General features: G+C 59.3%; 19 protein-coding genes (1 of these 19 running past the window's edge). 10 read left to right on the forward strand and 9 right to left on the reverse strand.

Going from position 1 to position 23,542, the window contains the following annotated elements:
- Nucleotides 1-121 precede the first annotated feature (121 nt).
- The 5 genes from WDB88_RS02580 (at nucleotide 122) to WDB88_RS02600 (ending at nucleotide 8,458) form a co-directional block, all read left to right on the forward strand.
- Nucleotides 122-577, forward strand: a complete 456-nt coding sequence (locus tag WDB88_RS02580; protein WP_339108648.1) for an NUDIX hydrolase — start codon at nucleotides 122-124, stop codon at nucleotides 575-577.
- A 180-nt stretch (nucleotides 578-757) separates the two neighbouring features.
- Complete coding sequence (locus WDB88_RS02585) at nucleotides 758-3,664, forward strand: Ig-like domain-containing protein (RefSeq protein ID WP_339108649.1); 2,907 nt, start codon at nucleotides 758-760, stop codon at nucleotides 3,662-3,664.
- Nucleotides 3,665-3,733: 69 nt separating this feature from the next.
- Complete coding sequence (locus WDB88_RS02590; protein ID WP_339108650.1) at nucleotides 3,734-5,002, forward strand: TolC family protein; 1,269 nt, start codon at nucleotides 3,734-3,736, stop codon at nucleotides 5,000-5,002.
- 14 nt (nucleotides 5,003-5,016) lie between these two features.
- Nucleotides 5,017-7,284 (forward strand): ATP-binding cassette domain-containing protein, encoded by a 2,268-nt coding sequence (locus tag WDB88_RS02595; RefSeq protein ID WP_339108651.1) that lies wholly within the window; start codon nucleotides 5,017-5,019, stop codon nucleotides 7,282-7,284.
- 1 nt (nucleotide 7,285) lies between these two features.
- Nucleotides 7,286-8,458 carry an HlyD family type I secretion periplasmic adaptor subunit gene (locus WDB88_RS02600; RefSeq protein WP_339108652.1) on the forward strand — a complete coding sequence of 391 codons (1,173 nt, stop codon included), beginning with the start codon at nucleotides 7,286-7,288 and terminating at the stop codon, nucleotides 8,456-8,458.
- Nucleotides 8,459-8,474: 16 nt separating this feature from the next.
- Here WDB88_RS02600 and WDB88_RS02605 read toward each other — a convergent pair whose 3' ends face one another.
- Nucleotides 8,475-9,758 carry a SpoIIE family protein phosphatase gene (locus WDB88_RS02605; protein WP_339108653.1) on the reverse strand — a complete coding sequence of 428 codons (1,284 nt, stop codon included), beginning with the start codon at nucleotides 9,756-9,758 and terminating at the stop codon, nucleotides 8,475-8,477.
- 155 nt (nucleotides 9,759-9,913) lie between these two features.
- Here WDB88_RS02605 and WDB88_RS02610 point away from each other — a divergent pair, with 155 nt between their 5' ends.
- On the forward strand, nucleotides 9,914-10,243 hold the full coding sequence (locus WDB88_RS02610; RefSeq protein ID WP_339108654.1) for an Hpt domain-containing protein: 330 nt from the start codon (nucleotides 9,914-9,916) through the stop codon (nucleotides 10,241-10,243).
- A 47-nt stretch (nucleotides 10,244-10,290) separates the two neighbouring features.
- Here the strand turns inward: WDB88_RS02610 and ilvA are convergent, their stop codons facing one another.
- Both ilvA and WDB88_RS02620 read right to left on the reverse strand, forming a co-directional pair.
- Entirely contained in the window at nucleotides 10,291-11,538 is a 1,248-nt protein-coding gene (gene ilvA / locus WDB88_RS02615) for a threonine ammonia-lyase IlvA (RefSeq protein WP_339108655.1), read from the reverse strand.
- Nucleotides 11,539-11,574: 36 nt separating this feature from the next.
- On the reverse strand, nucleotides 11,575-12,318 hold the full coding sequence (locus tag WDB88_RS02620; RefSeq protein ID WP_339108656.1) for a hypothetical protein: 744 nt from the start codon (nucleotides 12,316-12,318) through the stop codon (nucleotides 11,575-11,577).
- Nucleotides 12,319-12,485: 167 nt separating this feature from the next.
- Here WDB88_RS02620 and WDB88_RS02625 point away from each other — a divergent pair, with 167 nt between their 5' ends.
- Both WDB88_RS02625 and mog read left to right on the forward strand, forming a co-directional pair.
- On the forward strand, nucleotides 12,486-13,715 hold the full coding sequence (locus tag WDB88_RS02625) for an argininosuccinate synthase (protein ID WP_339108657.1): 1,230 nt from the start codon (nucleotides 12,486-12,488) through the stop codon (nucleotides 13,713-13,715).
- The gene (gene mog / locus WDB88_RS02630) at nucleotides 13,712-14,248 is read left to right on the forward strand and encodes a molybdopterin adenylyltransferase (RefSeq protein ID WP_339108658.1); all 537 of its coding nucleotides are present in this window, start codon (nucleotides 13,712-13,714) and stop codon (nucleotides 14,246-14,248) included. Before WDB88_RS02625 ends, mog begins: the two co-directional genes overlap by 4 nt.
- Here mog and queC read toward each other — a convergent pair whose 3' ends face one another.
- From queC to WDB88_RS02650, 4 genes are all read right to left on the reverse strand, one after another.
- Entirely contained in the window at nucleotides 14,249-14,944 is a 696-nt protein-coding gene (gene queC, locus WDB88_RS02635) for a 7-cyano-7-deazaguanine synthase QueC (protein ID WP_339108659.1), read from the reverse strand. It lies immediately after the preceding gene.
- Nucleotides 14,945-15,039: 95 nt separating this feature from the next.
- Entirely contained in the window at nucleotides 15,040-16,095 is a 1,056-nt protein-coding gene (locus tag WDB88_RS02640) for an AI-2E family transporter (RefSeq protein ID WP_339108660.1), read from the reverse strand.
- 148 nt (nucleotides 16,096-16,243) lie between these two features.
- The gene (locus WDB88_RS02645) at nucleotides 16,244-17,182 is read right to left on the reverse strand and encodes a hypothetical protein (protein WP_339108661.1); all 939 of its coding nucleotides are present in this window, start codon (nucleotides 17,180-17,182) and stop codon (nucleotides 16,244-16,246) included.
- Nucleotides 17,179-17,592 carry a phage holin family protein gene (locus WDB88_RS02650; protein ID WP_339108662.1) on the reverse strand — a complete coding sequence of 138 codons (414 nt, stop codon included), beginning with the start codon at nucleotides 17,590-17,592 and terminating at the stop codon, nucleotides 17,179-17,181. The genes WDB88_RS02645 and WDB88_RS02650 overlap by 4 nt, the downstream gene beginning before the upstream one ends.
- A gap of 319 nt (nucleotides 17,593-17,911) precedes the next feature.
- Between WDB88_RS02650 and WDB88_RS02655 the strand changes: the two genes are divergently transcribed.
- Together WDB88_RS02655 and WDB88_RS02660 are read left to right on the forward strand one after the other, a co-directional pair.
- Complete coding sequence (locus WDB88_RS02655; protein WP_339108663.1) at nucleotides 17,912-18,085, forward strand: DUF1328 domain-containing protein; 174 nt, start codon at nucleotides 17,912-17,914, stop codon at nucleotides 18,083-18,085.
- A gap of 220 nt (nucleotides 18,086-18,305) precedes the next feature.
- Nucleotides 18,306-19,919 (forward strand): BCCT family transporter, encoded by a 1,614-nt coding sequence (locus WDB88_RS02660; RefSeq protein WP_339108664.1) that lies wholly within the window; start codon nucleotides 18,306-18,308, stop codon nucleotides 19,917-19,919.
- A 204-nt stretch (nucleotides 19,920-20,123) separates the two neighbouring features.
- Here WDB88_RS02660 and WDB88_RS02665 read toward each other — a convergent pair whose 3' ends face one another.
- Nucleotides 20,124-20,525 carry a response regulator gene (locus WDB88_RS02665; RefSeq protein ID WP_339108665.1) on the reverse strand — a complete coding sequence of 134 codons (402 nt, stop codon included), beginning with the start codon at nucleotides 20,523-20,525 and terminating at the stop codon, nucleotides 20,124-20,126.
- Nucleotides 20,509-23,542, reverse strand: the 3' portion of a protein-coding gene (locus WDB88_RS02670) for a chemotaxis protein CheB (protein ID WP_339108666.1). 392 nt of this gene lie beyond the right edge of the window; 3,034 of the gene's 3,426 nt are visible here — the last part of the coding sequence; its start codon lies beyond the right edge, outside the window; the stop codon is at nucleotides 20,509-20,511. Before WDB88_RS02670 ends, WDB88_RS02665 begins: the two co-directional genes overlap by 17 nt.

The following is a 23,542-nucleotide window of genomic DNA, read 5'->3' on the forward strand; positions in this document are numbered from 1 at the left end:
AGGGGGTTTGCCTTTGGCTTGGCAGCGGGATTACCTTGCCTATATGGGCGCGACAAGCCGCGAACCCAAGACCTCGCGGAATTTCCCGCGATTTTGTCGTGTCATATAAAAGGGCTTTGCCATGATTCCACGTTTCGGAGAGCCGCTGCGCCGAGGGCAGCACTACAGGCGCCGTCCCGGTGCCTATGCACTTTTGCTGCGGGGGGATCAGGTGCTGCTTACCCATCAGGAGAAGCCCGTGCCGGAATTTCAGCTTCCGGGCGGTGGAATCGATCCCGGCGAGGGGGCGCTTGCGGCACTGCATCGGGAGGTGCGCGAAGAGACCGGCTGGGGTATTTCCGGCATCCGCAGGATCGGTGCCTATCGGCGTTTCGTCTATATGCCAGATTATAATATGTGGGCTGAGAAAATCTGCCTGATCCATGTTGCGCGACCGACGGTCTGCTATGGTGCCCCTACAGAAAAAGGGCATAGGGCAGTATGGCAAGATATTGATAAGGCTATAGAAACTCTATCATCTAAAAGTGACCGGCAATTTCTTTCGCAGGTTTTCGGGCTGCGGATGCCAAGAAAATGAGCAGGTAAAATGTGGCGTATTTTTGTCACATGCGTGGCCCTCGCGTCATAAGTATGGCCATTAATTGACGTTAAGAGACATTTAACTAGGCTTGTCAGCGAAAATCCGCTACCGCTTGGGAGAGCAAAAACAAATGCAGTCAAAAGAGCTGCACATCTTTTTTGAGGCGGAGCAAGACTCATGGCAAAGTCAGTGGACTTTGCCGTCCGTGATGTTACGGGCGGCGTTTCTCGTGGAACGGTTGCAGGCGATGGTGCTGGCGATTTTATCCAGGTCGGGAGCGGCGACGCGGTTTCGTTGAATCTGCGCAAAACGAATATTTTGAAATACGAACGCGCTGGCGGCGATTTGCACGTCGTTCTGACCGACGGTCGCGTTGTGGATCTGGCAGGCTTTTTCGAGGCCCCTGCCAACACGCTGTATATCTCTGCCGATGGCGAGATCACGCAGGTCAATCTGGAAGATAGCGGCGACGGCGTGCTGTTTGCCAATTACTCCGAGCCGGAAATCATCGGCAAGTGGAGCCCCAATGACGAGCTGGCCTTCCTGGATGGCGACGACATTCTTGCTCCGGTCGAGGAAGATACCGCCGGTATGGCCGGCTTTGCTCCGCTGCTCGGACTTGGTCCGTTGTTGGCAGGCGGTGCGGCGGCTGCGGGCGCGGTTGCGCTGGCCAGCGGCGGTGGCGACGATGAAGATGACGATAAAGACAAAAACACCGGTGGCAGCGACGATGGTGATGATGATGCCATCATCCCGACGGTCAATGACCCCGATGCCGATTACACGCTGACCACCAATACCGATGATCCCAAGGCCGAGGTCAGCGGGACCGGCGAGCCCGGATCGACCGTTGTTGTGACGCTGGGGGACCAGACGATCGAGACCACGGTGGACGAGAATGGCGACTGGGCCGTGACCTTCGAGGATGATACCTTCCCGTCGGATGGGGATATGACCTCGACCGTTGTGGTAACGTCGCCTGGCGGAACGGAATACACCCTTGATGGTCCGGATTTCCTGATCGACATGACGCCGCCTGCGGTCGAAGTGACCTATGGTGCGGAATCGACCTCCGATATCGAGAATCTGGCCGAATATGCGGACGGGATCTCGATTGGCGGGACGGGCGAGGCCGGGGCCTCGATTACGGTCACGATCAACGGTCAGGAACAAAGCACCACGGTTGACACCGATGGCAACTGGAGTGTGACGTTCACGCAAGACCAGCTTCCGGCGGGCGAATACTCGACGGATATGGTGGTGACCGCGACCGATGTGAACGGGAACGTCACCGTTCTTAACGATGTTCTGGTCGTCGATACCGAACTTAATGTATCCTTCTCTTCGGCCAATGTGACCGCTGACAATGTGGTCAGCGCGGCAGAAGCCTCTTCGGGCTTCACCCTTTCGGGGACGACCGATCTGGACGCGACGTCGGTCAGCGTGTCGATCAACGGCAAGATCTATGATGCAACGGTCGATGCCAGCGGAAACTGGAGCGCGGTTGTCACGGATTCGTCGCTGTCGAGCGGCAGCTATGTGGCGACCGTGACCGCAATCGATGATGCGGGCAACGTCTCCACCGCTACGAAATCCGTAACGGTGGATAGCTCGGTGTCGGTGGGCATCGACAGCACGCAGATGGGCGATAACGTGATCAGCGGCTCGGAAACCTCCGGCATGATCCTGACGGGGACCGCAGAGGCACTGGCCACGGTCACTGTCAGCTTCGGCTCGGGCACGCGAACGGTCGTTGCCGGTGCCGATGGCTCCTGGAGCGCGAATTTCAGCGCCTCCGAAGTGCCTGCCGATAGCTCTGCCGCGACGATCAGCGTGAGCGCAACCGATGCCTATGGCAATACGGCCAGCGCAAGCCAGACGATCAAGGTGGACACCGTTCTGGATACGCTGACCGTTTCGACCAGCACGCCCAATGATGATCTGGCCGATAATGTGGTCAACGCCACCGAGCGGGCTGGCGGTCTTGTGCTGAGCGGCACGGTCGAAGTCGGGGCGCAATCGGTGACGGTGACGCTGGCGGATGGCAGCCAGATTTCGGCAACCGTGAACTCGGCGACCGGAACCTGGAGCGCGACGGTTCCGGCGGATAGCCTGCCCGAGGGTGCCGCGGCAACCGAAACCCTGACCGTGACCGCCGTGGATGCATATGGCAATAGCGGTTCGACCACGCTGGATGTCGTCTTCGATACGGTTGTCGAGAACTTCTCGGTCAACTCGGTGACGGCCGATAACACCGTGAACAGCGCCGAAGCGGCCAGCGGGTTCGCGATTTCGGGCACTGTCGAGGCAGGGTCGACCATCACCGTGACGATCACCGAAACCGGTGCGACCCAGACGGTGACGGTCGGGGCCGACGGGACGTGGACGACCACATTCGGCACCGATGATCTGCCCGCAGGCACCGGCACGGCGACCTATTCGATCACCGCGGTCGATGCACATGGCAACACGCTTGAAGGCGATACCGCGACCTCCGGCACCTTCAGCTATGACCTCGAAGCGCCCGAAGCGCCCGATGTCACCTGGTCCACCAACGGGTCGAGCACCGTGCGTGCCCTTTATACCGACTCCGATGGCGAGGCTGATAGCTACACCGTGTCGGCAATCTCCGGCGATGGGACGGTGACCGAGCTGACGCATACCGCAACCGCCGCGAATGACGGTTCGGGCGAGGACATCTATTCCTTCTCGTCGCAGGCCATGAGCACCTATTTCGCGGTGACGGATGTTGATGCGGCAGGCAATGAAAGTTCGACCCTGACCGTTTCCAGCGAAACCGAGGTCAATCTTGATCTGTCGCGCGCCGGTCTGGACCAGTTCGATTTCTCCAAGATCGACCTTGATCTGGCGGATGTGAACCTGACCATCAGCGGCGACCAGATCCAGTCCCTGACCGGTGCGGAAAATACGCTGATCATCGAGGGGGACTCCGATGATACCGTCAGTGTCTCGGGGATGACCAAATCCGACACAAGCGATATGGATGGTTACACGCTTTACACGCTCGATGACGGCGATGCGAAGCTTTATGTCGATGACAGCATCACGACCTCTGTAATCTAAGGCGGGTAGATGGCTGATATGTGCAATTCCCGGACGGTTCTCGTCCGGGCGGCACTTCTGAGTGTCGTGATGACCTCTCTTTCTGGTTGTCTGGGCGGAGGGACGCCGTTTCCCTCTGGCCGGTCGGCCTATGCGCCCTCCGAGAACGGCTTTGCCGAACAGCCTCCCGGTGTGACGGCGCAAAGCTCTGCGATTATCGGCGATCTGGCGTCCCGACGTTCTGTCCTGCCTGCGGGTGGGGCCTATGATCAGGTCGCCAAAGCGGTTCTGGGCTACCAGAAAAGTGCCGCCCAGTCCGAACTTGTCGTCAAGAAGCTGACCGCTCAGGCCAAATCGAAAAACTGGCTGCCCACTCTGAAGCCGGGCGTCAGCCTGACCTCGCTGGGGGATCTGGCGACGTCGATCGTTCTGGATCAGGTGCTGTTTGACAATGGGGCCAAACGGGCCGAGCGCGAATATGCCGCGGCCGATGTCGAACTGGCAGCGGTGAACCTGTCTTCGGATTACAACGACAAGGTCTATTCGGCACTTGCCCATTATATCAAGGCCCGTCAGGCCGAAGCCGAGGGCGCTGCGGCCACGCAGGCCAGCAACAAGCTGTCAGAATATGACAATATCATGCGCCAGCGCGTGGAAGGCGGCCTGTCGGATATGTCCGAGCAGCGGGTGCTGACCCAGAAGCTGATCGATATGCAGGCCACCGAGGCCGCATTGCGCGACACCGCCCGCTCAGAGATTGCGCAGCTTGAGTCCATGACGGGCGGCGCTGCGGTGCCTGCGCGGGGAATCGATGCACTGAATATTCCCGATCCGTTGCCCGATGCGCTGAGCGTCAAAGAAGCCGAAGGCAATCGTGGCCTGACCGTCGCCGAAGCAAAGATCAGCCGTGCGGGGCTGTTGCCGGGGTTGTCGGCCAGCGCCTCTGTCGGGAGCGGTAAACCGGATGCGGGGGTCAATCTTGGCACCAGCAGCGGGTTCGGTTTCGGCACGGGCGATCAGCTCAAGGCGCTGGATGCGGCGCGCCAATCGGCGCAGCAGCAGGTCGAACAGGCACGGCAGGAAGCCTATCAGGATGTGGTGACGCTGAAATCCAAGCTGACGGCTGCAGAGGCGAAGCAGGGGCGGGATGCCAATGTGGTTGCCGAAATGGAAAAGAGCCTTGCGCTTTACACCGAGCAGTACCGTCTGGGCGGGCGCAGCCTGATGGAGCTTGTTAACCAATTTGAAAATTATGCCGAGATGCGGCAGGACTTGGCTGGACAAAAGTACGATATCGCCCTGATAAGGCTAGAAATCGCACGCCGGTACGGGCTCCTTGTCGACGGGAGCGTCATTTAGCAGGGTAGAGAGTTTTGGCAGAGCGCATCATAGCATTCGACATCAATGCGTCCCATATCAGTGGGGCGAATGGTGAGCTGCGCCCTGCCGCTGGCGACCCTAAACTTCCGGTTGCGAAGCCGCCCGCCGGTCAGAGCACCTCGGATCGTGCCCGCGCCCGTGCCGAGCTGGCCGCGCTTTATGCCGGACTTCTCGGGGCCGATATTCCGGCCATCGACATTCTCGAACAGATGCTACGCGCGGTGGGCGAGGCGACGGCGGCGCTGACCGGCGATGCCAAGGAGGCCGCCGAGATCAAGCCCGAGCATATTGCGGCTGTTCTGCGGGTGGCGGGGCTTGTGTCTTCGGTCGAGAAGATCCCCTCGATCACGCCCGATCAATGGCCCGCACTGGCGCAGATGAGCAATGGCCAGATGGTTCTGGTCATCGGGCAGGATGGCCAGACGCTGTTCGTCTATGACAAAACCTGTAAGGACCAGCGCGCCGAAGTGCCGGTGGGCGAATTTGTCAGCTTCTTTACCGGCACCGTGATCCGTGCGCGGACCTCGCTCAAACAGCTTGAGGACCGCCACAAGATTTCGTCCGAGCGCGAGCACTGGTTCTGGGGGGCGTTCCATAAACAGCGCCGTGCGTTTGTCGAGGTGGCGGTCGGGTCGCTTTTCGCGAACCTTCTGGCGGTGGCCGTGGCGCTGTTCAGCCTGCAGGTCTATGACCGTGTGATCCCGCACCAGTCGACGGCCACGCTTTGGGTTCTGGCTCTGGGCGCGTTTCTGGCGCTTGGTCTCGAGATGGCGTTGAAGGTCGCGCGCTCGGGCTTGATGGATATGGCAGGTCGCAAGATCGAGCTATCGGTCCAGCAATTGCTGATGGAACGGCTGCTGGGCATGAAGGTCGCGCCGGGTAAACGCTCGCCCAGCCAGCTTTTCTCGGCCATGCGCGAGTTTTCCTCGGTCCGCGAGTTTTTCACTGCCTCGACCATCGGCACGCTGGCGGACGTGCCTTTCGTGTTCGTTTTCCTGTTTCTGGTGGCCTCTATCGGCGGCTCGCTGATTTGGGTTCTTCTGGCGGGGGCGGTCCTGATGGTGCTGCCGGGGCTGTTGTTCCAGCGCAAGATGATCCGCCTGACCGAAGCAACCCAAGGCGCCTCGGTGCGCGCGTCCCGTCTGCTGCACGAAGCGATCTACGAGCATGAAACCGTGGCCACTTCACGCGGGGCGGACCGGTTCAAACGGATCTGGGAAGAGCTGATTACCCTGTCGGCGATCAAATCCTCCGAACAGCGCAAGCTGGCCGCGGCCCTGACCTATTGGGCGCAGATGGTCCAGCAGGGCACCTATATCACCGCCGTGGTGATCGGGACCTATAAGGTGTTTTCGGGCGATTTTACGGTCGGGTCGATCATTGCCATCGGGATCCTGACCTCGCGCACACTGTCGCCCCTGACCCAGCTTGCAGGCACGCTGTCACGCTGGTCGAATGTCAAACATGCGCTGGACGGGCTGGATGCGATCATCGAATCCGATCAGGCTCAGGCCGATGACCGTTCCTATCTGCGCACCGAGCAGGTGCGGGGCGAATACGAGATGCGCCATGTGAATTTCCAATATGATCAGGACAGCTCCCTGACGCTGGATATTCCCAACCTGAAGATCCCTCCAGGGCAGAAGGTTGCCGTGCTGGGCACTAACGGGTCCGGCAAGTCGACGCTCCTGAAGCTGATGGCGGGGCTTTATGATCCGCAAGCGGGGCGGATTTTGCTGGACGGGATCGATATCGGCCAGCTCCATCCGCGCGATCTGCGCCGCTCTTTGGGCTATCTCAGTCAGGATGTCCGGTTGTTTGCGGGGTCCTTGCGGGAAAACCTGAACCTGACCCAGCTGGAACGCGATGATGCCCGCCTCTATGAGGCGCTGGATTTTGCAGGGCTTGGGCCGTTTGTGCGTAGCCATCCGAAGGGGCTGGACCTGACCCTGCGCGATGGTGGCGAGGGGCTGTCTGTCGGGCAGCGCCAATCCATTGGCTGGGCGCGGCTCTGGTTGCAGGATCCGTCGGTGGTCATTCTTGACGAGCCGACCTCGGCCTTGGACACGACGCTGGAGGCCACATTGGTCAGCCGCTTGCAATCGTGGCTGGAAGGTCGCACTGCGATCATCGCGACGCACCGCGTGCCGATCCTGTCTTTGACCTCGCGCACCCTGATCCTGCAGAATGGAAAACTGGCAGTGGACGGCCCGCGTGATGCGGTTCTGGCCCACCTCACCAAAGCGAAAACCGGAACCTGACATGGCCACGATCGACCCCAGTGTGATCCTTACCCGCACCAAACGGATGAGCATGACTGTCTGGCTGGTCGGGATCGCACTTGCGATCTTTCTGCTTTGGGCTTCAATGGCTTGGGTTGACCAGATTGTGCGCGGTCCGGGGGAGATCGTGTCGTCGTCGCGCCCGCAGATCATCCAGAACCTCGAGGGTGGAATTCTGGCAGAGCTGGATGTGGCCGAGGGGGATCATGTCGAGGCGGGGCAGGTGCTGGCGAAGCTGTATGCCACGCAATACCAGACCCAGACCGATGATTTGCGGGACCAGATCGCGGGGCTTGAAATCCGCCAGATGCGGCTTGAAGCCGAGATGAAAGATACGCTGATTTTCAACCCGACCAGAGAGCAGATCCGCCTTGTGCCCGATATCATCGCCTCGGAATCGGGGCTGCTTGAGGCGCGGCTGGAAGATTATCACGCCCGTGTATCGGGGGCGAAAGCCGTGGTTGCACAGGCAAAGGCAGAGCGTGACCTTGTTGAACGCATGTATGAAAAGCAGGTTGCGCCACTGATCGAGGTAACCAAATCGCGCAAGGCCTTCGAGGATGCACAGAACCAGCTCAATGAAATCATTACCAAAACCGAGCTGGATCGGGCCTCTGATTATTCGGATACGCTGAACAAGCTGGGCACCCTGCGTCAGCAACTCAAACTTTCGGAAGATCAACTGGGCCGCACCACTTTGGTGGCCCCGATGCGCGGGATCATCAATCAGTTATCGGTTACCACGATCGGCGGTGTCGTCCAGCCGGGCCAGCAGATCATGCAGATCATTCCCGAAGGCGAAGAGTTGTATATCGACGCCCAGATCGCACCGAAAGATATTGCGAATGTTCGTGCGGGGCAGGATGCCACGATCAAGCTTTCGGCCTATGATTACACGATCTATGGCAGCCTGACCGGTAAGGTGGTTGTGGTCTCTGCCGATACGTTCAAAGACGAGAAAGACCCAAATGCGCAGCCACATTACGAGGTTACGTTGAGTGTGGACCTGTCTGATCTGACAGAGCGCCAGCGCAATCTGGAAATCCGTCCCGGCATGCAGGCGACGGTGGAGTTGCATACCGGCGAGAAGACCATTCTGCAGTATCTGCTCAAGCCGCTCTACAAATCCCGCGAGGCCCTGCGCGAACCGTAAGCCTCCGCGCGAAGGGTCAGTCCGCGTTCCGCTTCGCGCCGTTGAATTCGAAGAAAACGGCAGAGACATCATCTGTCAGATTGCCATCGGCGTAATTCTCGACCTCCCAGTAAAGCGCATCAAGGAAGCCGTTGCCGTTGAGATTGGAGAGCGTCTTCAGCATGCTGTCGAGCCCGTTCTCCATAAGCAACTGGCCGTCATGCGCGGTTGCTTCCGTGATGCCATCCGACATCAGAATCAACCTTTCGCCGGGTTCGAGCACGGTCGAGAACGTCTCATATTGGGCTTCCTCGATCAGCCCCACAGGCAGGCCGCCCTGTCCCAGAAGCTCTATCGTGCCATCAATGCGTTGCTTGACGGGATGTGGATGCCCGCCCTGCACCATCAGAACCTCGCCCGAGACCAGATCCACATCGGCATAGACCATCGTGAAATAGCTCTCGGTCTGCATTTCATCCAGAACGAGTTTGTTGAGATAGGTCGCCAGCTCGCCCGGGTCCATGCCTTCGTAGATCCCGAAATCCGAGAGGACCAAGGCGATGTTCTGATCGGGCGAAGAGCCCGAAAGATACCCCGCAAGCCGCGCGGTCATCAGGGCCGATGTAATACCGTGGCCGGAGACATCGATGCCATAAAGCCCGACACGCCGCGCATTGATCGGGAAAAAGCCCACAAGATCACCGCCCACCTGACCGCAGGGCCGGAGCATGAGCGTTACCTCCGAGCTGCCGAAGCTCCGGTATCTTTCTTTGACAAGGCTTTGCTGGAGCTGCCGTGCCTCGGACAGATCGCGCCGAATACCTTCATGTACGGTTTTCAGCTCATCCAGCGTCGAACTCAGAAGCTGGTTCTTTCGCGTCAGTTCGCGCTCCATACGCAAGATCCGGTCACCGGCCTGCAGGCGCGCGCGCAACTCGTTCCCGTTGACCGGCTTGGCCAGAAAATCATCGGCCCCGCTTTGCAGGCCCAGTGCCACTTCGGCTTTTTCCGATTTGGATGTCAGCAGAATGAAATAGCCATAACCTGCCCGTGGCATTTCACGGAATTTACGGCAGAATTCCACACCGGACATGCCGGTCATCATCCAGTCGGAGATGACGATATCCGGCTCGAACTGCTGGCAAATCTCAAGCGCCTCTTCGGCAGAGGCGGCTTCGGTGACATCATAGCCGGACCGTGAAAGCTGCGCCGATAGAATACGACGCTGCATTTTGCTGTCATCGACAACAAGCACGCTGCGGCGCGCATTCTCGTCCGGCGTTTGGGTGGCCGGCGAAAGCTTATACAGAGGATCCTGCAAGCCGATTCCGCTCCTCGTGACACTACTGATGGCCATCTTTGGCGCAGCCACTCTTAATTTGGCGTAAATCCCAGTAAGTTTCCGCGCTTAAGTTTTTGGCAAGTTTTCTTGCCTAGCCTTGTCGCTGGTGGTGTTGCCCTTTGGTGGAGGTTCAGATGATCGATTGGGATCGGGTTGCCGAGTTGCAATCCGAAATTGGGGCAGATGGCTTCGGTGAAGTCGTCGAGCTCTTTATGGACGAAGTCGAGGGTGTGGTCATGCGTTTGGGGACCCGTCCCGAAAAGCTGGAAGAAGATTTGCACTTCCTCAAAGGCTCTGCGTGGAATCTCGGCTTCCGTGCTTTTGGCGTGATGTGCCAAGAGGGCGAACGGCTTTCTGCGGCAGGCCGGTCGTCCGAAGTGGATGTCTCCGCGATTCTCGATATCTATGCGGCGTCCAAAAAGGATTTCATGGCCCGCGTGGGCGAGTTCCTCAGCGCGGCCTGATATCGTCAGCCCCCCACCAATCAGCGGATCGGTGGGGGGCGTTCGCGTCAGATCAGAAACTCGGCCAAAATGGCATCTTCTGTAATGTCGCGATATGTAAAGCCGGCCTGATCAAGCTGCTGGGTCAATTTGCCGAAGCTCGTCGGATCGCGCGTTTCGATGCCAATCAGCACCGAACCGAAATTGCGGGCCGATTTCTTCAGATATTCGAAGCGGGCGATATCGTCCTGCGGACCAAGCATCTGCAGAAAATCTTTGAGCGCGCCCGGACGTTGCGGCATACGCAGAATGAAATATTTCTTCAGTCCCGAATAGCGCTGCGCCCGTTCCTTGACATCGGGCAGACGTTCAAAGTCGAAATTCCCTCCGGAAACGATACAGACCACAGTCTTGCCGGCAATTTCGTCGCGCATGTCCTGTAGCATGTCGATCGACATCGCCCCCGCAGGTTCCAACACGATGCCTTCGACATTGAGAAGCTCCAGCATGGTTCGGCAGATCCGGTTTTCAGGCGCGCCGAACACATGATCTGCGGGGACGTCGCGCAGGGCTTCGAAAGGGGTCTGGCCAATCCGCGCCACAGCCGCGCCGTCTACGAAACTGTCGACATGGGGTAGGGTGACCAGTTCACCGGCTTCCAAGGCGGCATGGAGGCTCCGCCCGCCCATAGGTTCGACATAGCGGAATTGCGTTTTGGGGCTGGCGGCCCCGAGATAGCGCGTGACACCGGCTGACAGCCCGCCGCCGCCCACCGGAATGGTGACGAAATCCGGCGCGCGCCCAAGCTGGTCCAGCAGTTCCACGGCCACGGTCGCCTGACCTTCGATCACATCGCTATTGTCGAAAGGCGCCAAGAAATGCGCGCCTGCCTCTGCACAGAAAGCTTGGCTGGCCGCCAGAGTGTCGTCGAAATAATCCCCCGTCAGCACGATCTCGACGTTATCGCCGCCAAAGCTGCGGGTTTTGTCGATTTTTTGCTGCGGCGTTGTCACCGGCATGAAAATCGTGCCCCTGACCCCGAAATGACGGCAGGCATAGGCCAGACCCTGCGCATGGTTGCCAGCGCTGGCGCAAACGAAATGATCCGCGCTCGGGTCGGCCAAGCGCAGTTTGCGCATCGCGGTGAAGGCTCCGCGCAGCTTGTAGCTGCGCACGGGTGTCAGATCTTCGCGCTTGAGCCAGATATCCGCCCCGTAACGCTCGGACAGGAAGTCGTTCCGCAGCAGGGGCGTCGGCTCGAAAAGGTCGCGCAGCGCGCGGGCGGAGGCTTGGGCGTTCAGGGCAAAATCTGTCATGGCTCATGGAATACGCATGGTTGAAAAAGGCGCAAGTCAAATAACGCGATTGCGCAGGCAGAGCTGTTGATAGGCGGCCGTCGTCACTGCAAGGAAGAGAATGGTCGAGCAACCGATGGTAAGGTTGTAAAGCAAAATATGGAGAACCAATGCAATCTCATCCGGAAGCGCCACTGTCAGGAGCGCCAATAGACTCATCGGGATAGCCAGAAAATTATTGGCAAGTGCAAGGGTTAGAGCAAGGCCGATCATCAGAAAGGGTGTGCGCTTCATGATCTGTATGCCCGCCAAGAGGGAGTGATCGGTTTTGCCGATTGCTCTGCCAGCTAGTGGAATGAAAAGGGCGAAGATCACGCCACTTACAGCCAGAATGAGGCAAAAGGTCAGTGGAAAGCCAATTGGCGTTCGAATCGTGCCCATGCCGAGGAGTACAGTGACAGCTACGAAAGCAGCAGAGGTCAGGGTAAGGGTGATGACCCTCCCACATTGTGCCAGCACATCCTTTCGGCGTGGTTGTGACATGACCACCCCTTCCAGAGCCAGTTTTGGCAGTGCAAGCGAAACATGGGTATAGGCCAGAAGCAAAAGGACAATCGTATAAAAGCCCGCCATATACTGGGCGGTCAGGCTGGCTGGTGCAGAGCCGTGCGGGAGGTAGAAGATCGTCTCACTGATCACGGCTATCAGACAAAGAATAGCCGGCCATTTGAGGATGGATCTGTAGTTGCGATAGAGGTTTGCAAGGAAGTGCAGCGACAATTTCAGGATCGATATATACATGAACGAGCTTCTTGGCAGATAAAATTTCAGGGGCGCTTTAGTCGATTGGATATTGGGCAGGCCGGATCCGGATCACAGAATGAAACGCGCTAAAAGCCATCGGCCCCTTGTAGCACAGAAAAAAACGCTCTATCCCCACGTCAAAATCTGTTCCTCGGGAGATGTCAATGTCCGCGCCCAAGAAAGTCGTGCTCGCCTATTCCGGCGGCCTCGATACCTCGATCATCCTCAAATGGCTGCAAACCGAATATGGCTGTGAGGTCGTTACCTTCACCGCCGATCTGGGGCAGGGCGAAGAGCTGGACCCCGCACGCAAGAAGGCCGAGATGCTGGGCATCAAGCCGGAAAACATCTTCATCGAAGACGTGCGCGAAGAATTCGTGCGTGATTTCGTCTTCCCGATGTTCCGCGCCAATGCCGTTTACGAAGGTCTCTACCTGCTGGGCACCTCGATCGCGCGTCCGCTGATCTCCAAGCGTCTGGTGGAAATCGCCAAGGCGACCGGTGCCGATGCCGTGGCGCATGGCGCGACCGGCAAGGGCAACGATCAGGTCCGTTTCGAGCTGGCCGCCTATGCGCTTGATCCCTCGATCAAGGTGATCGCGCCTTGGCGTGAATGGGACCTGCATTCGCGGACCGCACTTCTGGACTTCGCCGAGAAGAACCAGATCCCGATTGCCAAAGACAAGCGTGGCGAGGCCCCCTTCTCGGTGGATGCGAACCTGCTGCACACCTCTTCCGAGGGCAAGGTTCTGGAAAATCCGGGCGATATGGCGCCCGATTACGTCTATCAGCGCACCGATGATCCGGTTCTCGACGCGCCGAACGAGCCGGAATATATCGAGATCGGGTTCGAGAAGGGCGATGCTGTCTCGATCAATGGCGAGGCGATGAGCCCGGCCACGATCCTGACCAAGCTCAACGAGCTGGGCAAAAAGCATGGCATCGGCCGTCTGGACTTCGTGGAAAACCGCTTTGTCGGTATGAAATCGCGCGGCGTCTACGAGACCCCCGGCGGCACCATTCTTCTGGAAGCACACCGCGGCATCGAGCAGATCACGCTGGATTCCGGTGCGGGTCACCTGAAGGATTCGATCATGCCGCGCTATGCCGAGCTGATCTATAACGGCTTCTGGTTCTCGCCCGAGCGTGAGGCGCTGCAGGCGCTGATCGACAAGACGCAGGAATATGTCACCGGCACCGTGAAACTGATGCTGTTCAAGGGCGCGGCCCGCACCGTGGCGCGCTGGTCGGACTATTCGCTCTATTCCGAGAAGCACGTGACCTTCGAGGAAGATGCAGGTGCCTATGACCAGAAGGACGCGGCGGGCTTCATCAACCTGAACGCCCTGCGTCTGAAGCTGATCGCGACCCGCAACGCACGCGTGGCAAAATGAGCAAATCGCAGCCCCATGCCGCCATTGTCACCGTATCCGACCGCGCCTTTGCGGGGGAATATGAAGACAAGGGCGGTCCGGGCTGCGAAGACTGGCTTGGCGGCGTGGTGACCTCGCCGCTAAGCATCTCGCGCCATATCATCCCCGACGGGCGCGAGAGCGTGGCCGAAAAGCTGCGCAAACTGGTGGGCCTTGAGGCCGATCTGATCCTTGTCACCGGCGGCACCGGCCCTGCGCCCCGCGACCAGACGCCCGAGGGCGTGGCGGATGTGATGGAAAAGGAACTGCTGGGTTTTGGCGAGGAAATGCGCCGCGCCTCGCTGGAAGAGGTGCCCACGGCCATTCTGTCGCGCCAGACTGCGGGCATTGCAGGGAAATCGCTGATCATCACGCTGCCGGGCAAGCCCTCGGCCATTGCGACCTGCCTCAACCGCGTTTTCGCCGCTGTGCCCTATTGCCTTGATCTGATCGGGGCGGGCTATATCGAGACAGACCCCGCCAAGATCAAAGCCTTCCGCCCGAAGGCGAAGTAATCAGCGCGCTTTTTCTACGGCGGCTTTCCAGAAATCCGGATCGTCATAGACGGTAGGATCCGTAACGCCCGCCAGATCGAAGGCCTCGCGCCGCTCGACGCAGGTGCCGCAGCGCCCGCAGTGGTTTTCCCCGCCCTTATAGCAGGACCAGGTCTGGGCGAAATCCGTGCCCAGCCGTGCGCCTTCCTCGACAATCGCCGATTTCGGCACGCGAACAAAGGGCGTATACAGCGACACATCGGCATAACCATCGAGCGCCTGTTTCTGCATCGCCTCGAAGGCCTCGGTAAAGGCGGGGCGGCAGTCGGGATAGATGAAATGGTCGCCGCCATGCACCGCCGTGGCCACCGCATCGGCGCCACGGGCCGCCGCAATCCCGAAAGCGATGGTCAGCATGATCGCGTTACGGTTCGGGACGACGGTGATGCGCATCGTCTCTTCGGCATAATGGCCATCGGGCACATCCACATCATCGGTCAGCGCCGATCCGGTCAGCGCAGCGCCAATGCCGCGCATATCGATGATGTCATGTTTGACGCCAAGACGCTGGGCCGCGCGGGCGGCGAAATCCAGTTCCTTGCGGTGACGCTGGCCGTAGTCAAAGGACACCAACCCGACAAGGCTGTGTTCGGCGGCGATCTTATCGGCCAGAGTGACGGAATCGAGGCCGCCGGAACAGATGACGATGGTTTTCATGAAAGCTTCCCTGTTTTGATGCATCCGGGTGGGCTGCGACCGGAGATCAGGGTTTAGCGCGGAAGCCGCCCCAAACCAAGGGGCCTTGCACGGTGTTATTCGGTGATCTTGGTGGCCATAAGCCGTTCCGCCTGACTTTCAGGCAGGCCATCGGCCAGCACCAGCCCCCATAGCAGAAGCGGAATCGCCACAATCCCGCCTACCGGTCCCCAGAGCCAGATCCCGAAGATCAGCGAGAGAAAGACCAGCAGCGGATTCAGGCGCATATGTTTGCCAACGAGTGCAGGCGTCACAAACTGGCCCTCCATCGCGTTCAGGCTGGCGTAAAGGATTGCGGGCAGAAGTGAATAGAAGCCGTCGAAGGCCGCGACGCCTGCAAAGACCAAAGCCACGATCAGACAGGCCGGACCGATATAGAGCACGAAGTTGATAAGAAACGCGACAAGCCCCCAGAGCATCGCACCGGGCATGCCAAGCGCAGTCAGAACAAGCCCTGTTGCCAGCCCCAGCCCCGCATTGATCAGGGTAATGGTCAGGAAGTAACGCGACACCTTGCGTTCTGCCGCGCGCAGACGTTTGGCCGTTGTTGCGCGGTCCGCCGGTTCCGACAGATGGCGCGCGACCCAAGCGTAGACTTCGCTGCGGGTCAGCAGAAAAAAGAAGAGCGTGCCGATAAACACCAGAAACTGCGCGAACATCGAAGGGGCCAGCATCAGCGCATCCGAGAGCGTCGGCATTTGCACCCCGCCACCATCTTCTCCGGTCTTGGCCGCAGAATCGCTGACCGCTTCCTGAATGCGGTCGCTCATGGAGTTGAGATTGGAGATGGCGCTTTTATAGCTGTCGATGGTCGAGCGCATATCCTGCCAGACCTTCGGGGCCTGATCCACGATCTGATAGACCAGAGGCTGGAAAATCAGGACAATCATCGCCACGATCAGCAATGAGAAGATTAGCGAAGTCAGCGCCCCCCAGACGGGCGAGAACCCCATTTTCTCCCATGTGTCGGAAACGGGTGAAAGAACGATGCCCGCGACCAGTGCAAGGATCATCGGGGCAAAGATGCTTTCCACCTGTACGAGCGCGAAGACAACGCCGACCGCCCCTAAAAAGATGACGGCAATACGTGACAGGGTCTCTAGGCGACTCATGAAAGATATCCTCTGTTTCGCGCCCAACGTCTGAATTTTCGCCTTTGTTCCTGCGGAAGGCATAAATTTCACAACAGGTTATTCGGATTTCAGAAAATCAAAAAAGCCGGAGTTTCCTCCGGCTTTCCTGCATGCATTTCTCTGTCGCTTAATGCGCCACACCATTGGCCTGAAGATGGCTGCGCAGGTTTTTCACCGAAGCGCTGGCCTCTTTGGAGAATTCTTCCGCAAGACGGTCTCCAAGGTCCGACCCTTCCTTCTCGGCGCTGCGCGCAACGTCGCGCGCGGCATCAAGCGCTTCTTTCTTCACGCGGGCCGCAAGCTCTTCGGCGCGTTTTTTCTCTTCGCGATAGAACGACATCGCCTCTTCCTTGGCGCGGTCGATATAGGGGCCTGCTGCCGTATTGCGCAGCTTGTCCTTGGGCATTGCGGCAAGAACGGCAGCGCCCACGGCAAGGCCCAGCACCGCGATGACCACCGGATGGTCGGCCACGAACTGGCGCGTCTCGGTTGCTGCGCGGGTGCCGTATTCCTGCGCCTTGAGCTTGGCGGCATAAGCGCGCTCGCGGGCTTCAATCACATGTTTGCGGGCCTCCGCAGACAGGTCTTCGAGATCCTTGGACAGTTTCGTGCGCACATCGCCCGAGAATTTCGAGATCATATCGGCGCGTTCCTTTACGAAATCGCGGCCCGATTGGGCATTGTCCTCGGCTTCGCTTTCCAGTTCGCGCAGACGCAGCGTGGCGCTGGCCCGCAGGCGGTCGATCTCTTCCGACCAGTCATTGGCCGCGCTTTCGGCTGCCGCTGCAACAGAGCCGGTTTCCGCAGTTTCCGCACCGTTTTTGCGGCCTAGAAGGAACCATGCCAGACCTGCGCCTGCCAAGGCAAAGGCCACCGGATTCTCGCGGATGGTCGCTTCGGCGCGTTTGGCATAGGGGGTCGCGTTTTCACGAATGAAGTCAGACACATGCTCGGCCAGAAGACCCGGTGCAACGCGGCCCGTCAGATCGGCCAGCGTACCGGCCAGATCGGCCTTGTCTTTGTTCAGGCGGTTTTCGATTTCCTTGATGGTGGCTTTCTCGCTCATTTCAGGCTCTCCTTGAGATTCTGCAGATCGGCAGAGATTTTGGTGATGATTGTTTGCGGGGTCGCCGCAGCACGGCGCAGCAGCACAAAGGCCCGCAGCGCCAGAAGTCCCCCAAGAAGCATCAATAGAACGGTGGTGATCAGGGCCGCCCAGACGGGGGCAAGCCCCGCAGCCTGAAGCGCATAGACCAGCGTTTGCGAAAGGGCCGCAAGCAGGGCGATAGCCGTTGCAAGGGCGATACCCAGACATACTGCCGCAACACGCAGATTGGCCCCCGCCTGCGCGATCTCGGCACGGGCAAAGGCCATCTCATCCCGCCCGAGTTGACGGCCCTTTTCAAAGGCACGCAGCGCCGTATCGGTCAGGCCGGTGTCGGGGCTGGTCGTATGTTCGGGGTGATGTTCGTTCATAACTTACTCTTTGGTCGTCTTGGGGGCGAGGCGAAGTCGGCTGACCCGCATCTGGCAGCTAAACGCCCGATCTCGGGGAAGGTTCCCAAGGCGCGACGGGGGCTGCGTCTTTTTGTCGGGCCTCGCGCGGTTGGGAAAAGTCGGGAAAAGCGGGAAACGGGCCGAAATCCGGGAACTGGAACGGGCGCGCGCAAACGCCGCTCGGGGCGTTCGGGTTCCCGTTGGATTTTGCAATCTTTTCGCGGAACCTCCGAGCAAAATGCAACGTTGACCTGCCAGAACGCAAGATGATTGCCAGAAACAACCGATGGAGGTTCCTATGCTTGGCTGGGCTCTTACATTTCTTATTATCGCACTGATCGCCGCCGCTCTTGGTTTCGGGGGCATTGCCGGTGCATCCGCAGGGATCGCGCAGATCCTGTTCGTGATCTTCCTGATCCTGTTCGTGGTGGCTATGGTGGCCCGCGCGATCCGCGGCAAACCGCCGGTCTGATCGGAACGAAATACGCATAATGCAAAAAGGCCGCATCTCTACAGGTGCGGCCTTTTTCACGTGAATCGGGCCTGAAACCGGTCCTTGGTTGGGTTTTTGCGAAAATTGCTCTAGGTAATGACCCGCCCTGATCGGGATTTCTTCCGATCACGAACGACGACGTTCAAGAAACGCAATGCTTGGGTGGCACGTCCCCCGAGCCCGAAACAGGGAGAACGACGTGCATTCACTTGTGCGCAAACTCGGTTTGCGAACCGATCCTTATATCTTCTTCATCTCGGCACTCTTCATGGTTGCCTTTGTCATCCTGCTGGTGATCGCGCCGGGTCCGATTGGCGATGCCTTCGCTGCCGGACGCGAATGGATCACCGTCAATCTGGGCTGGTTTTTCATCCTCGGCGTCAATGTCTGGCTGGGATTTCTGATCTGGGCGGCGATGTCGCGTCATGGTCATATCCGGCTGGGGCCGCGCGATTCCCGTCCCGAATATTCCAATCTGAGCTGGTTCACGATGCTGTTTGCCGGTGGAATCGGCACCGTGCTGATGTTCTGGGGCGTGGCCGAACCGATCAGCCATTTCTCGAAGCCACCGTTGCCGGGGGTCGAACCCTATAGCACGCAGGCAGCGCAGGACGCGATGTCGATTGCGATCTACCATCTGGGCCTGCACACTTGGACGATTTTCACACTTCCCGGTCTGGCCTTCGCCTATTTCATCAATCGCTACGACCTGCCGATCCGTGTCAGTTCGGTGTTCTATCCCCTTCTGAAAGAGCGGATTTACGGCCCTTGGGGGAAGGCGATCGATATTGCCGCGATCCTCGGGACACTCTTTGGCGTGGCGGTCTCGCTAGGGCTGGGGTCAAGCCAGATCGCGGCGGGGCTGTCGGCCCTGTTCGGGCTGCGCGATGACACGGTGCTCAAGGTCATCATTCTGACCGTCCTGACAGGGGTCGCCGTTGGCTCGATCACCGCAGGGCTCGATAAGGGGGTGAAGTTCCTCTCGAACCTCAATATCGGTATGGCCGTGGCGCTGATGGTGTTTGTGCTGGTGACCGGCTCGACGCTGTTCCTGCTGCGGGGCGTGGTGGAAACCTTCGGGCTGTATTTCGAAAATCTGCCGCGTCTGGCCTTCTGGAACGACATGCTGGCCGATGAAAATCCCGCAACTCCGAGCTGGGGCTGGCAGGGAAGCTGGACTGTCTTCTATTGGGCATGGACAGTGACCTGGTCGCCCTTCATCGGACTGTTCGTCGCGCGGATCTCGCGTGGGCGCACGATCCGCGAATTCGTTTTCGGTGTGCTGGCCGCTCCTTCGCTTTTCACCCTGATCTGGTTTGCGATCTTTGGCTGGCAGGCGATGGATTTCGACGGTATCGGCCCTGCCGCCCGTGCGGCAATGGGGGATCAGGCCGGTCAGATCAGTGCGGCTGTCGCCCAAAGCGTGCCCTTGGCGATGTTCGCCTTTTTCGAGCACTTCCCGTGGGCCGGTTTTTTACAGGGCTTCGGCGTGGTGATCGTGGCGATCTTTTTTGCCACCTCGGCGGATTCGGCCTCTTTGGTGGTGGACATGCTGTGCACCGGCACCCCCGAGCCGGGGCCTGTGCCGCAGCGTGTGTTCTGGGGGGTCGCGCAGGGGCTGGTGGCCGTTATGCTGATCGTTCTGGCCGGTGATGCCGGTCTGACCGCGCTGCAGCAGGTTATCACCGTGGTCGGTCTGCCGATCTTCATTCTGGTCTCCATGATGATCCCGTCGCTGATCCGCGGCTTTGCGGCGGAGGATATCGACCATGTGACAATCGGCAAGCGCCCCCGACTGTCCGAATTCGACTGACACGACACCTGACACAGGAAGGGGCGCCGGACTGCGCCCCTTGCCCGTTTGCAGTGTTCCAGAAGCTATCCCGTATGGCACAGCGGCCCGACAGTGCGCCCGCACGGGGCATTGCAAATGAAAAAGACCCGCTCGAAATGAAAAAGACCCGCAAGGGGTCTTTGTTTCATGAAGAGCATCCGGTCGGGCGGCTATGCGGCCGGCTTACTCGGCGAGGTCGGGCTCTTGTTCGCCGTCCAGAAAATGGCGTAGCGCCTCTTCCAGCTGATGCCCCCAGACAGGTTTTTCACAGAAAATGGCACCGGGGAAGCGCGTCTCGATTTCTTCGGCGCGGCTGTGACCGGATTGAAAGACCAGACTGGTGCCGCATTCCTGTAGGCGCTTGGCCAGAGGGAACACCTCGCCATCGCGCAACTGTACGTCAAGGATCGCTACATCTGGGCGCTCCTTGATGATCATTGTCCGTGCCTCCGAGCGGGAGGCGCAGGGGCCTATCACCCGATAGCCCATATCCCCGACCATCATCTCGAGATCCATTGCGACAATGGGCTCGTCTTCGCAGATCAGGACAGTTTTTTGTACATGCTCGTTAGTCTGACAGCCCATAGCTTAGCCTAGTGGTTCGTTTCTCTTCGCTCGTTTCGACCTCGATATCGCCGTGGAGTTGCGCGGCGGAAAGTTTGATCAGGGTCGATCCGAACCCGCTTCCAATCGTCGATTCACCAGGGATAACGCGGTTGGAATAGAGTTCGTTCCATTCAAGGATCAATTTGTTTTTGGGCGCAACCGTCCAGCTTACCTGAAGTGTGCCTTCCGTTGGTCCCAGAACCCCATATTTCGCGGCATTGGTTGCTAATTCGTGGAAAAGCAGGGACAGGGCGTTGATTTCTTTCGTCTGGACATAGACTTCCGGACCGTCAATCCGGATTTCGGCCTGTTTCTCGTAAGGCTCCAGCGCCACTTTCACCACTTCGCGCAGCATCAGGCCGCGACCGGTATCTCCCGACTGGGTCAGCGAATGCGACCGTGCAAGGGCGGCGATGCGCTGTTCAAGCTCGGTGGTTAATTCCTTGACCGAGCCTGCCTTGCGCCCCGCGATGCGCGTCATTCCCGAAATGATGGAGAACATGTTTTTTACGCGGTGGTTCATTTCCCGCAGCATGGTCTCGCGGATCTGCATCGCCTCTTGCGCATCGGTCACATCGAAGATCACCCCGACACGGCGGCCCAGAGCGTCATGCGACAGGCGGCGCCCGACGATTTTCAGCGTGGGTGGCGAGAGGTCCTTGGTGTCCAGACGGATCGCGATATCCATATTGCCTTCGGGGCCAGCCATCTGCCGCAGGCCGTCGCGCAGGATCTCGCGGTCGTCGCGCAGAACATGGCGCAGCAGGGTGCGGGGCTTCGACAGATCGTCGTTTTCGTCAAGCCGGAACAGTGACCGGCAACGCGCGTCCATATCCAGCGTATTGGCGCGGCGGTCATATTCCCAGACACCCAGCCCCGCGACCTCAAGGGCCAGCTTCAGCCGCTCGCCCTCGCGGGCCAGTTCCTGTTCCAGCGTCAGGGCCTGCGAGATATCGGTGAAAACCAGCGTTGCGCCGTCAATCTCGCCGCTGCGGATACGGTAGGGGTTGATCACCAAAGACCATGTCTTGTCGCTTTCGCGCTGGGTGATGGTCAGTTGCTGGACCTGCTGACGGGCAATCACCTGCCGTGTCGCCTCGAAAATCTCGGTGTTTTCGTTGAGATAGCTTGTCACATCGGTCAGCGGACGTCCGCGATCGCCGTGGCGGAACGGATAGAGCGTCAGGATCGATTCCGTGTAATTGCGGATATGCAGGCGCTGGTCCACCACGATCAGGGGCAGGGCGGTGGAGGCGAAGAAGTTCTGCAAATCGGCATTGGCCACGGACAGCTCTTCGATCTTGTTCTTCAACTCGTCATTGACGGTCGAGAGCTCCTCGTTTGTCGATTGCAGCTCCTCGTTCATCGACATCATTTCTTCATTCGAGCTTTTCAGCTCTTCATTGGCGGTCTCGAGCTCCTCGACGGTGGTGTGCAGGCGGGCGCGGGTTGCGCGAAGCTCTTCCTCAAGACTTTGCACATGGCTGTCCGAAGGTTCGACCTCGTCGAAATCGTGATCCTCGATCGGTGTGAACCGCGCCGCATCGCGGAACACCAGCAGGATCGACCGGTCCGGCAGGGGTTCGGCCAGCAGCTCCAGTTTCTGGACGCCGAATTCGGAATGCGCGGACAGGTCGCGATTGACCGATTTGCGCCCGGTCTCGGCCACATGGCGGATCGCGGCCGAAATGGCTTCCTTCAGGCCGGGGCGGGCCACCGACTGCGCATGGCGCACATGGGTATCAAGCAGATCGATATCGAGATATTTGCTCAGCTTGCCGCTGGTCTTCAGGATCTTGCCCGAACGGTCCACCACCATTGCAGGGTTGGCATAGGCGTTCAGCAGCCGCGCTTCGGCCTCTGTGGTGCTGGTGCGCGGCATATTGGGGCTGTCATCCTTCTCGCCCAGCTGGATCCGGCTGGTCTGCTGTTGATCGGCCTGTCCCTTGATCAGCAGCGGATAGGACGAGCGGCTGTCGTCGCGGGTGAAAATCCGCGCGGAGGCCGCCGTGGGGATGAAATGCTTGTCATACTGGCCCACCGTTTCTGACGGACCCAGAAACAATGTGCCCCCCGGACGCAGCGCGAAATGGAAGATCGGCATCACCTCGGCCTGCAACTTGTCGCCGAAATAGATCAGCAGATTGCGGCAGGAGAGCAGGTCGATATTCGAGAATGGCGGATCGCGCACAACGCTATGCAGGGAAAACCGCACACGGTCGCGCAGATGCGAGACAATCTGGAATTTCCCGTCACGCCCGACGGTATAAAGGTCGCGGAACGGTTCGGGGATGTCGGCCAGCGCGGCTTGCGGATAGGTGCCCTGACGCGCGATACGCAGCATCTGTTCGTCGATATCGGTGGCAAAGATCTGTAATTGCTGATGATGGCCGACACGCTGCTGCGCATCATGGAACAGCATGGCCATCGAATAGGCCTCTTCGCCGCTGGAACAGCCGGGGATCCAGACGCGGATCTCGTCGCGTGTGCTTTCCTGAACCAGAGGCTCGATCACCCGCTGGCGCAGGGCTTCGAACTGCTCGGGGTCGCGGAAGAAGCGGGTGACGTTGATCAGCAGCTCGCGGAACAGCTTGTCGCATTCGTTCGCGTCCACCCGCAGGCGGCGCAGGTAGTCAAGCGCATCGCTCAGCCCCAGAACACGGATGCGGCGCTCGATCCGGCGGGTCAGTGTCGAGATCTTGTAGAGCGCGAAATCATGCCCCGATGTTTTGCGGACGACAGCACAGATATCGGGCACCATCGCTTCGATGGACTGGCCCAGCTGGACATCGTCCAGTTGCAGCGAACTGTGGGAATAGAACTGGCTTATGGTCTCGATGATCCGGCCCGGCGCGCGGATGAAATCGACAAGCCCCGTCGCCTTGGCCGACATCGGCATGCCATCATAGCGCGCGGTTTCGGGGTCCTGCGCAACGCACAGCCCGCCGAATTCCTTGATGGCGCGCAAACCGGCGCTGCCATCGGCCCCCGTGCCG

The sequence above is a fragment of the Thioclava sp. GXIMD4216 genome (assembly GCF_037949285.1).
In the GTDB taxonomy this organism is placed as follows: Bacteria; Pseudomonadota; Alphaproteobacteria; order Rhodobacterales; family Rhodobacteraceae; genus Thioclava; species Thioclava litoralis.

What these genes read in the sequence shown, in the direction of transcription:
- WDB88_RS02580 (WP_339108648.1), top strand. Translation starts at nt 122, where the DNA reads ATGATTCCACGTTTCGGAGAGCCGCTGCGCCGAGGGCAGCACTACAGG.
- WDB88_RS02585 (WP_339108649.1), top strand. Translation starts at nt 758, where the DNA reads ATGGCAAAGTCAGTGGACTTTGCCGTCCGTGATGTTACGGGCGGCGTT.
- WDB88_RS02590 (WP_339108650.1), top strand. Translation starts at nt 3,734, where the DNA reads ATGACCTCTCTTTCTGGTTGTCTGGGCGGAGGGACGCCGTTTCCCTCT.
- WDB88_RS02600 (WP_339108652.1), top strand. Translation starts at nt 7,286, where the DNA reads ATGGCCACGATCGACCCCAGTGTGATCCTTACCCGCACCAAACGGATG.
- WDB88_RS02610 (WP_339108654.1), top strand. Translation starts at nt 9,914, where the DNA reads ATGATCGATTGGGATCGGGTTGCCGAGTTGCAATCCGAAATTGGGGCA.
- ilvA (WP_339108655.1), bottom strand. Translation starts at nt 11,538, where the DNA reads ATGACAGATTTTGCCCTGAACGCCCAAGCCTCCGCCCGCGCGCTGCGC.
- WDB88_RS02620 (WP_339108656.1), bottom strand. Translation starts at nt 12,318, where the DNA reads ATGTATATATCGATCCTGAAATTGTCGCTGCACTTCCTTGCAAACCTC.
- WDB88_RS02625 (WP_339108657.1), top strand. Translation starts at nt 12,486, where the DNA reads ATGTCCGCGCCCAAGAAAGTCGTGCTCGCCTATTCCGGCGGCCTCGAT.
- mog (WP_339108658.1), top strand. Translation starts at nt 13,712, where the DNA reads ATGAGCAAATCGCAGCCCCATGCCGCCATTGTCACCGTATCCGACCGC.
- queC (WP_339108659.1), bottom strand. Translation starts at nt 14,944, where the DNA reads ATGAAAACCATCGTCATCTGTTCCGGCGGCCTCGATTCCGTCACTCTG.
- WDB88_RS02640 (WP_339108660.1), bottom strand. Translation starts at nt 16,095, where the DNA reads ATGAGTCGCCTAGAGACCCTGTCACGTATTGCCGTCATCTTTTTAGGG.
- WDB88_RS02645 (WP_339108661.1), bottom strand. Translation starts at nt 17,182, where the DNA reads ATGAGCGAGAAAGCCACCATCAAGGAAATCGAAAACCGCCTGAACAAA.
- WDB88_RS02650 (WP_339108662.1), bottom strand. Translation starts at nt 17,592, where the DNA reads ATGAACGAACATCACCCCGAACATACGACCAGCCCCGACACCGGCCTG.
- WDB88_RS02655 (WP_339108663.1), top strand. Translation starts at nt 17,912, where the DNA reads ATGCTTGGCTGGGCTCTTACATTTCTTATTATCGCACTGATCGCCGCC.
- WDB88_RS02665 (WP_339108665.1), bottom strand. Translation starts at nt 20,525, where the DNA reads ATGGGCTGTCAGACTAACGAGCATGTACAAAAAACTGTCCTGATCTGC.